6 protein-coding genes and 2 pseudogenes are annotated in these 11,997 nt (G+C 61.4%); all 8 read left to right on the plus strand.

From position 1 onward, the window contains the following. Nucleotides 1–3 precede the first annotated feature (3 nt). The 8 genes and pseudogenes from LGM20_RS01095 (at nt 4) to LGM20_RS01130 (ending at nt 11,919) form a co-directional block, all read left to right on the plus strand. Nucleotides 4–183 (plus strand): annotated as a pseudogene (locus LGM20_RS01095) (hypothetical protein). 316 nt (nt 184–499) lie between these two features. After that, nucleotides 500–1,030, plus strand: coding sequence for a cellulose biosynthesis protein BcsO (locus tag LGM20_RS01100; RefSeq protein ID WP_044525014.1), 531 nt, complete (start codon nt 500–502; stop codon nt 1,028–1,030). A 1-nt stretch (nt 1,031) separates the two neighbouring features. After that, nucleotides 1,032–1,824, plus strand: a pseudogene (locus LGM20_RS01105) (cellulose synthase operon protein YhjQ/BcsQ). Between the two features lie 19 nt (nt 1,825–1,843). After that, nucleotides 1,844–3,955 carry a UDP-forming cellulose synthase catalytic subunit gene (gene bcsA, locus LGM20_RS01110; RefSeq protein WP_023291304.1) on the plus strand — a complete coding sequence of 704 codons (2,112 nt, stop codon included), beginning with the start codon at nt 1,844–1,846 and terminating at the stop codon, nt 3,953–3,955. Continuing rightward, a complete protein-coding gene (gene bcsB / locus LGM20_RS01115) occupies nt 3,952–6,381 on the plus strand; it encodes a cellulose biosynthesis cyclic di-GMP-binding regulatory protein BcsB (RefSeq protein ID WP_044525013.1) in 2,430 nt (809 codons plus the stop codon). Before bcsA ends, bcsB begins: the two co-directional genes overlap by 4 nt. After that, nucleotides 6,378–10,430, plus strand: coding sequence for a cellulose biosynthesis protein BcsC (locus tag LGM20_RS01120; RefSeq protein ID WP_044525012.1), 4,053 nt, complete (start codon nt 6,378–6,380; stop codon nt 10,428–10,430). Before bcsB ends, LGM20_RS01120 begins: the two co-directional genes overlap by 4 nt. Continuing rightward, nucleotides 10,430–10,906 carry a cellulose biosynthesis protein BcsD gene (gene bcsD, locus LGM20_RS01125; protein ID WP_004204979.1) on the plus strand — a complete coding sequence of 159 codons (477 nt, stop codon included), beginning with the start codon at nt 10,430–10,432 and terminating at the stop codon, nt 10,904–10,906. The genes LGM20_RS01120 and bcsD overlap by 1 nt, the downstream gene beginning before the upstream one ends. Nucleotides 10,907–10,917: 11 nt before the next feature. Further along, nucleotides 10,918–11,919, plus strand: coding sequence for a glycosyl hydrolase family 8 (locus LGM20_RS01130; protein WP_044525011.1), 1,002 nt, complete (start codon nt 10,918–10,920; stop codon nt 11,917–11,919). Nucleotides 11,920–11,997: the final 78 nt, after the last annotated feature.

Here is an 11,997-nt window from a genome sequence, read left to right on the forward strand (position 1 = left end):
CCGATGACCGGGAGCTTCTCTCCCGCCGGAGATGAAATCCGACGATATCGCCTTTTATCGCAGTGAATGCCACGCTCTCGGAGCATTCTTCGTCGATTATCCGAAAAAATAAGACTTTCAGTCCATTTTTATAGAATTAAAGAGAAATTAAAATGGTTCAGGTTTATTCTTTCGCTTATCTGACGCTATGATTCTATCATCGCGAAATACCTTTATATAAAAACGAATGGGAAGCGCGGTGGTTGCGGGGCTTGAGGATGTACGCATACCTAAAAAATGGGGCTATTCTTCTCAAAGGGAAATGTTAGTGTAGCGATACTTCTGCCGTGGAATCACACCGAAAATCAAAATCTAAACTATTATAACCCTGTCAATCGTGTGTATTGGTACGTCTCCACCGGCGCTTTTTCTGCCATACCAGAGACGTCACGATATTTTAAATATACCCAGAAAATAACAACAAACTTAATATGAAATTTTTAAAATCATGAGGTTATCAATGAACCATTATGATGATCTGCAGCGCTTTCAGGAAAAAACGCGGACGCAAAACCTCAAATTTCAGGATCTTTCATCGCAAGCCGCCACGCGGGAGCATGGAGACTGGGCGATCCTCAATCAGCTGAATCCCGGCGCAGAGAAACCCTCTTCCCTGGCGCTGGGAGGCTCGGTCTCCGCGCCGTTGCCGCAGTCGGTGCCTGCGGATCTGTTCCGCCAGGTAGAGGCGGCCGTAGCAGCGGCGCCAGCCTCTGATCCTGTTGCGTCTGCCGCGCCAGCGGCCCCGCAGTCGGTCGTGGAGACCGCCGCAGCCGCGCCGGAGCCGGTCAGGCAGGAGCCTGCGGTGGCCCCTGCGCCTCCCATCCCGGCACCTGAACCGGCAATGGCTCCGCCGCCGAGAATGGCCCCCCGACCCGCGCCCGCCGCCGAGAACTATGCCCACCTGTTCGCGGCGAAAAGCGCAGAGCCGGTGACGAAAAATAAAGACCAGCCTTTGAAATCACTTCTGGAAAGGATCGCAACATGCCGTTGATTTGCGTCTGTTCACCGAAAGGTGGCGTAGGGAAAACGACCCTGGCGGCCAATTTAGCCTATGCGCTGGCGCGGACCGGCAGCAAAGTTCTGGCGCTGGATTTTGACGTCCAGAACGCCCTGCGTTTGCATTTTGGCGTGCCGCTGAACGATGAGCGCGGCTACGTGGCGAAGGCGCTGGAAATGCACGACTGGAGCCAGTGCGTGCTGAGCGCCGGCAGCAATATTTTCGTCCTGCCGTATGGCGAAGTGAGCGAAGCGCAGCGTCAGGCGTTTGATGAGCAACTGACTCACAACGACCATTTTCTCCAGCGCGGTCTCTCCGCGCTGCTGAATTATCCCGGGCTGATCACCATCGCCGATATGCCGCCAGGGCCTTCGCCGGCGCTAAAGGCGCTGACGGGTCTGGCGGACCTGCATCTGATCCCGCTGCTGGCGGATACCGCCTCGATGTCGACCCTGGCGCACGTGGAAAAACAGCGCCTGACCGGCGCGGCGCTGAATCACAAGCATGGGCACTATTTCGTCATTAACCAAAGCGATAGCCGTCGCCAGGTCAGCCGGGACGTCACCAGCCTGATGGAAGAAAAACTGGGCGAACGACTGCTTGGCATTGTCCATCGTGATGAAAGCGTGGTGGAGGCCAATGCGTCGCAGAAGTCGATTCTGGACTTTAACGCCTCCTCGGCAGCGGCCTTCGATATTGAAATTATTGCTAAAAAAATATCTTCGCTGTTGGGTATCCATATTGGCGATGGCACGGTGCACAGCCAGCCACGCATGTCAGGGCTTTAACTTATTGCAGGGCTGCTGAATGAAAAAATCTCTTTTTTGGTTGCTGGCGCTGGTGCTCTCTCCGGTCGCCGTGCTGGTAGTGATCACGCCGATGGACAGCCAGAAGCAGTACATCTTTGGTCTGCTGAGCATTGGTATTCTGTTTCTGATGGGTTTCAGCAAACGGCGCAGCATCTCGGTGATTATGGTCGTCACTTCGCTGCTGATGTCCACCCGTTACATGTATTTTCGCCTCACGCAGACCCTGCACTTCAACTCAGCCATTGAAACCATTCTCGGCATGGGGCTCTTTCTGGCGGAAGTCTATATCTGGGTGATGCTGCTGCTTAACTATCTGCAGACGGTCTGGCCGCTGAAGCGCGGCATTGTTCCGCTGCCGGATGATATGAGCAAGTGGCCGACGGTCGATATCTATATTCCGAGCTATAACGAACCGCTGGAGGTGGTGCGTGACACCGTCCTCGCGGCACAATGCATTGATTATCCAAAAGATAAAATGAAAATCTATCTTCTGGATGACGGTAAGCGCAGCGAATTTGCCGTGTTCGCCGCCGACGTCGGGGTGGGCTATATTACCCGCAACGACAACAAGCACGCCAAAGCGGGGAACCTCAACCACGCGCTGACCCTGACCCAGGGAGAGCTTATCTGCGTCTTCGACTGCGACCACGTCGCCACGCGCGTGTTTCTGCAGGCCACCGTCGGCGGCTTTCTGAAAGATCCGATGCTGGCGCTGGTGCAGACGCCGCACTACTTCTATTCCCCGGATCCGTTCGAGCGCAACCTCTCCGTCGGGCGCAATATTCCGAACGAAGGGATGCTGTTCTATGGCCCGATTCAGCAGGGCAATGATAACTGGAACGCCACCTTTTTCTGCGGCTCCTGCGCGGTGATCCGCCGCGAGGCGCTGGCGCAGATCGGCGGTTTCGCCGTCGAAACGGTCACCGAGGACGCCCATACGGCGCTCAAGTTCCAGCGCCTTGGGTGGAAATCGGCCTTTCTCGATATTCCGCTGGCGGCTGGCCTCGCCACCGAGCGCCTGGTGGTGCACGTTATCCAGCGTACCCGCTGGGCGCGCGGAATGACGCAGATTTTTCGCGTTGATAACCCGCTGTTTGGCCGTGGGCTGACCTTCCAGCAGCGCTTGTGCTATCTCAGCGCCATGCTCTACTACCAGTTCGCGCTACCGAGGGTGGTGTTTGTCACCGCCCCGCTGGCTTACCTGCTGTTTAACCTCAATATTATTTACTCATCAGCGAGCCTGATCGTCTCTTATGCGCTGCCGCACCTGTTTCTCGCCATCTACGTCGGTTCGCGAATGAACGGCCGCTATCGCTACAGCTTCTGGGGGGAAATCTACGATATTGTGCTGGCTTTCCACCTGGTGCTGCCGACCCTGGTGACGATGATTTTCCCCAAGCGTGGCAAATTCAACGTCACCGATAAGGGCGGCCTGCTGGACGTCGGCTACTTCGATTTCACCGTGGTGCGCCCGCATCTGGTGGTGGCCTGCCTGCTGGCGCTGGGGGTGATCGTCGGCATCGTCCGGGCGATTGGCCATGACTACTTTGGCTCGGACCCCAACGTTATCGCCCTCAACGTCGGATGGGGGATCTACAGTCTGATCTTCCTGCTGGCGGCGATTGCCGTAGCGCGCGAAACGCGGCAGGTGCGCAAAACCATTCGTATCGATGTCGATATTCCGGTGGTGATCCATTACGCCAGCGGCATCGTTTCCCGCAGCCATACCGAGGATCTGTCGATGGGCGGCTGCCGCGTGGTGGCGCCGGATACGCGCCATCTGGAGGATGATATCGAAGAGATTGAGCTGATCCTGCAGTCCGGGGCTATTTCGATCCCGGCGCAGCTGGTCACCTCTGACGAGCGCTTCCTGCGCCTCAAGTTTGATGAAGATATTCCGCTTTCGCGCCGCCGTGAACTGGTGCGCGTGGTGCTGGCCCGCGCGGATGCCTGGATTAATCCGCCGCGCCCGCAGGATAACCCGTTCCGCTCCTTCTTCACCATTTTACGCTGCGTGTTCGAACTGTTCTGGCTGACGTGGAAAACCCGTCGCAGCCAGCGCAATCGGGCAACAGTGGCGAAAACGGCGCAGGAGGATGGCACGTTATGAAGCGATTAACGACGCTGGCGCTGCTGGCAGGGATGCTCTCTGCGCCTGCGCTGCACAGTGAAGAACCGGGCGCTGCCGCCCCGCTGAGCTTCCCGCAGCTCAACGGCGCGGCGGACAGCGAGCCAGGCGACGAACCCCCGGCTGCCTCGCCGGAGGAGGGCGCCTCTCCGGCAGCCCCCGCCACCGACGGCGATGCGGCGGCGACGGCCCCTGCGCCGGAGATGCCGGACTTACCCCCGCCGGTGAGCGGTACGGCCGCGCCGGAGGTCATTCCTGTCGCCCCGGTCTGGGGAGGCGACCTGAATCTGGCGCAGATGGGGATGCCGGACGGCATTATCCTCAGCGGCGGTCAGCGGCAGGGGGGCGTCAGCTTTACCCTGCCTTCCGATCAGGTGGTGATCCATTCGCAGCTCAGCCTTGCCGTTCGCGTATCGCCGGAAATGGCGAGCCGCAACGCCACCCTACAGCTGATGCTCAACGGTCAACCGCTCGGCACCCTGCCGCTGGGCGCCGATGGCGAGGATGTCTCCCATTATCAGCTGGATATCCCGCCCGCGCTGATGGTCTCCAGCAATAACCTGAGCGTGAAGATCAACGATGGCGATACCCTGCAGTGCCAGCGTGACATTCATGATTCGTCGCGGGTCACGGTGCTGCCCACGTCGCATTTCAGCTGGGAAAGCCAGCAGTTGAACATCAGCGACGATCTGAGCCACTTCCCGCGTCCCTTCTTCGACAGCATGCAGATGACGCCGGCGGACATCGCCGTTTCCTATGGAGCGAAGCCGTCGGCCGACGTCTTCAGCGCCGCGGCGCTGGTCTCCTCCTGGCTGGGTATCCAGGCGGACTATCGCGGCATCGCCTTCAGCGCGCTGCGCGACCGCCTGCCGGAACGCCATGGCATCGTGATTGGCCATCCGGGCGAGCAGGTGGGCGGTATGACGCTGCCGGAAACCGATAAGCCGCTGCTGCGCATCATCGCCAATCCCGCCAATCCGGCCTATAAGCTGCTGTTGATCGTCGGCAAAAACGATACCGCGCTGCGCATGGCTGCCTGGCGGTTAACCCGCGGTAACTTTGCGCCGCAAACCGCGACGCTGGATGTCGAGTCGCAGACCATCCCGGTTGGCAAAGCGTATGATGCCCCGCGCTGGATCCCCACCGATCGTCCGGTCAGGCTCAGCGAACTGCTGCGTAAGGATCAAAGCCCGACCGTCAGCGGCGTCTGGCATGAACCTTTACGTATCGCCTTCCGCGCCGCCCCGGACCTCTATCTGTGGGATGGCGAGACGATCCCGCTGCAGGTTGGCTACCGCTTCCCGTCGGAAAACTGGATCAATGAGGATAAGTCCCTGCTGAGCGTCACGCTCAATGGCACCTTCCTCAACAACCTGCCGATGAACAAGCAGGGGCCGCTGGAGAAAGTCTGGCGCCACCTCGGCGGCGATGCGCGCCAGGAGCGCTTTACCATCCCGCTGGCCCCCTACCTGATCTACGGCGATAACCAGCTGTCGATGTACTTCAATGTGGTGCCGAAGGACGATGTTCCGTGCCAGGTGCTGCTGAATAACAATATCAAGAGCCGCATCACTGACGACTCCTGGATTGATTTGAGCAAGACGCGACACTTCTCGCTGCTGCCAAACCTCTCCTATTTCGTCGGCGCCTCGTTCCCCTTCTCGCGGCTGGCGGACTATTCGCAAACGACGCTCCTGCTGCCGGCGGAACCGTCTGAGACCCAGGTGGCGACCCTGCTGAATCTGGCCGCACGCTCCGGGAACGCGACCGGCACCGCGCTGGCGAATAACCGCGTCGTTCTCGGGATGCCCACCGGCGGCGGGGATTTGCAGTCGCTGCGCGAACGTGACGTGCTGGCGGTCACCGCTCTCGATCAGCAGGCCTTCAACCAGAGCCTGCTGGCCGATTCACCCTACCGCCCGGTGGATAATGTGCTGAGCGTCCGCGAGCCCGATCTGTGGCAAAAAGCGCAGCGCCGGCTCACCGGCGACTGGACCTCCGCCAGCCTCGACGCCGATCGCTACTTCTCGTCCAGCAGCGCCTGGCGCGGGTTTATCAGCTATCGTTCGCCGTGGAACCCCGCCCGGCTGGTGGTGGTGGCGATGGCCAGCAATGATGATCAGCTGGCGCGACTGAAAAACGATCTGGACTCACCGCGCATCAACGCCGGGATCCGTGGCGATACCGCGGTGATCACCAGCGATAATGGGGTGCGCAGTTTCCAGGTGAGTACGCCGTTCCCCAGCGGTCAGATGCCGTGGTACATGATGGCGGTCTGGTATGCCAGCCAGCACTCCGGTTTCCTCGCCCTGCTGGGGCTGATTGCCACCTCGATAATGGGACTGGCGCTGACCGCGATGTTTAAACGTCACGCCCGTAAGCGTCTGGGTTCGGGGGATAACCAATGAAAAGAAAGATAACGATAACGATGAAAAGCTCCCGGCGGCTCACCACATTCTGCCTCACCGGCGCCCTGGCTCTCGGCGCCTCTGGCGGCGCGCTGGCGGCGGGTAACGACGCGGCGCTGCAGGCGCTGTTCGCCCAGGCCAACTATTGGCATGAGAAATCCCATGACGAGCTGGCGATGGAGTCCCTGCAGAAGGTGCTCTCGGTGGATGCCAACAACACCCAGGCGCTGTATCTGATGGCGCTCTGGTCGCAGCAGGGCGGCGATATGCAGGCGGCGGCGCAGTGGCGCGCGCGGCTGGCGAAAGCGGCGCCGGATAGCCCGGGTCTGCAGGATCTGGACAACGCCAAAAAGATGTCGCAGGTGCCGCAGGGCCAGCTCAGCCTGGCCCGCCAGCAGGCGCGCGGCGGCAATATCCCCGGGGCGCTGGCGACCTGGCGCAGCATGTTCAATGGCAATACGCCGCCTGCCGGGCTGGCGGCGGAATATTACCTGACCATGGCCAGCGACAAATCGCTTTATCCGCAGGCCATCAGCGAACTGCGGCAGTACGTGGCGCAGCATCCGCAGGAGAACGCCCCGCGGGTGGCGCTGGGCAAAGCGTTAACCTGGCGGGAAGAGACCCGTCGGGAAGGGATCGCCCTGCTCGAGCCGATGGCCAGCGGCAATAAAGAGGCGGACAGCGGCTTGCGTCAGGCCTTGCTCTGGCTGGGCCCGCAGGCCGGGGATGAGCAGTATTACGATACCTGGATGCAGCGGCATCCGCAGGATAGCGAAGTTCAGAATTACTTTCGTGAACGGCGCAGCGGTCAGGCGCGCGGCCAGGGCTACGCCAATCTCAACAGCGGCAATACCGCTGCCGCGAAACAGCAGTTTGAAGAGGTATTGCAGACCAACCCGCAGGATGCCGATGCGCTGGCGGGCATGGGCTATATCGCCCAGCGCAGCGGCGACTACCAGGCCGCGTCACAATATCTGAGCCGGGCGGCGGATCTCGGCGGCGACGCCTCGGCGACCCGCCGTCAGCAGGCGGCCGATGCCCTGTTCTACGGCCAGCTGGCGCAGGCCCAGCAGGCCTATAAGCAGGGCAATATCAGCCAGGCGCTGGCGCTCTCCGCGCCGCTGGCGCAGCAGAGCGGGGCGCGGGGCGCCTCGGCGAAGCTGTTTCGCGCCGATGTGCTGCGGCATAACAAAGATTTACCCCAGGCCGAGCAAACGCTGCGCTCACTGTTAAACGACGATCCGCAGAATGCGGCGGCGCGGGAAAACCTATACTACGTGCTGCGCGAGCAGAATAAATCCGCCGAGGCGCAGGCGATGCTGCAGACGCTGCCGCAGAGTCTGCAGCAAAAACTGCAGCCGCGAGTGGTGGCCGGCGTCCCGGGCGACGCCCTGCGCCGTCAGGCCCAGGCGCAGGTCAGCAGCGGTAACCCAGCCGGCGCCATTGCCACCCTGCGCCAGGGCGTCGCCCGCTATCCGGACGATCCCTGGCTGCGTCTCGATCTGGCCCGACTGCTGCAAAAATCGGGTAACACCAGCGAGGCCTCTTCGCTGATGTCGGCGGCCTATCGCCCCGGCGCCAGCAACAGCGCGCTGTATGCCGCCGCGCTGTTCGCCAGCGAAAACGGCGCCTGGCAGCAGGCGCAGACGCTGCTGTCGCGCATTCCCGGCGGCAGCCAGACCAGCGACATGCGCGATTTACGTCAGCGGGTGAACTACAACCTGCAGCTGGTGACGGCCGAAAACTACCTGGCGCAGGGCAATACCATCGCCGCCAGCAATACCCTGCGGGCGATGGCCTCTACGCCGCCGAAAGCACCGGCGGACGCCGGCAAGCTGGCGCGGCTGCTGGCCGAGAGCGGCGACCTGACCACCGCGGTATCGCTGGTGCGCAACAATATCAGCGGCGGGGTGTCCGGCAACGCCGGCGATTACGCCGATCAGATCGCCGTCCTGAACCAGGCCGGGCTGACCGGCGAGGCGCAGAACCTGATCAGCAATCCGCAGCTGCAGGCCAGCAGTACGCCGACGCAGCTGGCGAGCATTCGCAATGGCTATGTGATCAACGAGGCCGATCGCCTGCGCGAGCAGGGCAATTACGCCGCGGCGTATGACAAGCTGATCCGCGCCATGCAAAGCGATCCGCAAAACACCGATCTGATGTTCGCCATGGCGCGGCTGTACCAGAGCGGCAAAATGAACAAAGAGGCCGGGGTGGTCTATGACTACCTGATGACGCGCGATACGCCGAACCAGGATGCGCGCGCCGGGGCCATCGACGTGGCGCTGTCGGCGGGGAACAACGATCGCGCTGAACAGCTGGCCGGCGGCTTGCGTCAGGATAACTCCCCGGATCGCCTGCTGCTGCTGGCGAGAGTGGCGGAGGCCCAGGGTCATCATCAGCAGGCGATGACCTACCTGCGCAGCGCCCGCGGCAAACTGCTGGGCATGCAAAGCACCAACAGCAGCGAAACGCCGACCGTCGGCGGGGTGCTGGCGGCGGATAACCCCTTTATCGGCGTGTCGCAAACGTCGGCGCCGACGCGGACGGCCTCCGCCTACGGCCAGTATATGCCGTGGCAGGTCGCCCAGTCGGCCGCCGCGCCCGGCTCCTCGCTGCCGGGGATCCAGCGCACCGATTTGCCGGTGGACACCGCCCAGACGCGGATGCTGCGTCAGGTGGACACCATGATGGAGTCGCTGCAGGAGAAAACCGGCAGCTGGCTGCAGGGGGGAATGGACGTGCGCGGACGCGACGGCGAATCGGGCACCAGCAAGCTGACGGAGCTCAGAACGCCGCTGACCTGGTCCTCCTCGCCGTTTGGCGACTCGCGCTTTGACTTTACCGTCACCCCGGTGTCGTTAAACGCCGGGACCGCCAGCGGCGACGCCTGGCGTCGCTACGGCGCCAACCCGCTGGCCAATGCGGTCTCCAATATGGTGAGTACCGCCACCAGCGAACAGGCGGCGATCGCCGCGATGACCGAGGCGGAGCGGACGGCCTATTTTGCCAGCAATCCGGGCGCGGAGGCGTTAAGCGGCCTCGGCACCCTGAACGCGGCGGATTTCAATCCGACTACCAGCAGCGGGATGGAAAACCTGGCCAAGCTCGGGAGCTATGATTCGGGGCAGGTGGCCAGCTATCTCTCCTCGTCCAGCCGCAAGCCGAACGTTGACCAGACCAGCGGCTCGACCGATTCGCAGAAGGCCAACGGCGTCGAACTGGCGCTGGCGCTAAGCGGCGACGATTACCGGGTCGATATCGGCAGCACGCCGCTGGGCCAGGATCTTAATACCGTTGTCGGCGGGGTGAAATGGTCGCCCAAGCTGACCAACTATCTGTCGCTGATCCTCACCGGCGAACGCCGCTCGCTGACCGACAGCCTGCTTTCTTATGTCGGTCTGAAGGATGCCTATTCCGGGAAAAACTGGGGGCAGGTGACGAAAAACGGCGGCACCCTGCAGCTGAGCTATGACGACGGCGATGCGGGCTTCTACGTTGGCGGCGGCGGATACAGCTATCTCGGAGAGAACGTCGCCAGCAACACCAGCATCAATGCCAATGCCGGGGTCTATCTGCGGCCCTATCATGACGAATACCGCCAGCTGCAGGCCGGGTTGAGCATGAGCTATATGGATTACTCCAAAAACCTCAGCTACTTCACCTATGGCCAGGGGGGCTACTTTAGTCCGCAAAACTACGTCAGCGTGTCGCTACCGGTCAGTCTGACGGAGAAATATGATAACTGGACCATGAAGCTCGGCGGCTCGGTGGGCTACCAGTCTTACAGCCAGGATAAGAGCGCCTATTTCCCGACCAATTCGGAGTGGCAGCAAACCCTGGAGACGGCGGTAAGCAACGGGTTTGCCAAGGAAGCCTACTATTCCGCGACCTCGAAGAGCGGCATCGGCTATACCCTGCGCGCCGGGGCGGATTACAAGGTCAACAAACAGATGACGCTGGGGGGCCAGATTGGCTATGACACCTTCGGGGATTATAACGAAAGCACCGCCGGACTCTATATTCGCTATATGTTAGGAGATCATTGATGATGACGGAGAACAATAACCCGGTGGTGATGACCTGGTTTCAGCAGCAGCAGACGCCTGCCGGATGGTTCGATCTGTTGATTATTATGGTCGAAGGTATGCTCAATAATGCCGGCGAGCTGGAGAGCCAGCCGTTCCTGCGTCAGATGGGCGCTTCGCTGGCGGAGACCCATCCGCTGCCGGCGTCGGAGACCGTCGGGGAGCTGGAGGCGAATATCAACCGGCTGCTGACCCATTTCCACTGGGGGGTGGTGACCATCGACGTCGGCGAGGACGGCCTGCGCCTGCGCCATCAGGCGTTGCCGGTCAGCCGCGACGACGCGGGGCGCGTGCGCTGGTGCAACGCGTTCTGTGCCATACTCGAGGGGTTATATTCTCGCTGGCTGCAGAGTCAGGGAGGCAGTGCTCACGTGATATTGCAGCGTGAGCGGGTGTTCTCCGTCTCTGACGTTCAGTTTCTTTACTACCATCCATAAAGAGTGAATTTATGCCCCTGCGTGCTTTAGTGGCGGTGATAGTGACAACGGCAGTGATGCTGGTGCCCCGGGCGTGGGCGGATACGGCATGGGAGCGCTATAAGGCCCGTTTTATGATGCCGGACGGTCGTATCATTGATACCGCCAATGGCAATGTGTCGCATACGGAAGGCCAGGGCTTCGCCATGCTCCTGGCGGTGGCGAATAACGATCGCCCGGCGTTCGACAAACTGTGGCAGTGGACGGACAGCACCCTGCGCGACAAGTCTAACGGGCTGTTTTACTGGCGCTATAACCCGGTGGCGCCGGACCCGATCGCCGATAAAAACAACGCCACCGATGGCGATACCCTGATCGCCTGGGCGCTGCTGCGCGCGCAAAAGCAGTGGCAGGACAAGCGCTACGCGGCGGCCTCCGATGCCATCACCGCCTCCCTGCTGAAATATACGGTGGTGACTTTCGCCGGTCGCCAGGTGATGCTCCCGGGGGTGAAGGGGTTCAACCGCAACGACCACCTGAACCTTAACCCCTCCTATTTCATCTTTCCGGCCTGGCGCGCCTTTGCGGAGCGGACGCACCTGACCGCCTGGCGGACATTGCAGATTGACGGGCAGGCGCTGCTGGGGCAGATGGGCTGGGGGAAATCGCACCTGCCCAGCGACTGGGTGGCGCTGCGGGCGGATGGCAAGATGCTGCCGGCCAAAGAGTGGCCGCCGCGGATGAGTTTCGATGCGATCCGTATCCCGCTGTATATCTCGTGGGTCGATCCGCATAGCGCCTTGCTCGCGCCGTGGAAAGCCTGGATGCAGAGTTACCCGCGTCTGCAAACCCCGGCGTGGATCAACGTTAGCACCAACGAGGTCGCCCCGTGGAATATGGCCGGCGGCCTGCTGGCGGTGCGTGATTTAACGCTTGGCGAACCGCAGGAAGCGCCGCAGATTGACGACAAGGATGATTATTACTCCGCCAGCCTCAAGCTGCTGGTCTGGCTGGCGAAACAGGATCAGCGCTAGCGCGGTGATGGCTTTGCAGGCCTCTCAGCCCGTATGCCTGCGGGCTGAGAGGGAAGAGCAGGAACGTCTCACGATGTC

Origin of the sequence: Klebsiella quasipneumoniae subsp. quasipneumoniae (assembly GCF_020525925.1) — a bacterium.
Classification (GTDB): domain Bacteria; phylum Pseudomonadota; class Gammaproteobacteria; order Enterobacterales; family Enterobacteriaceae; genus Klebsiella; species Klebsiella quasipneumoniae.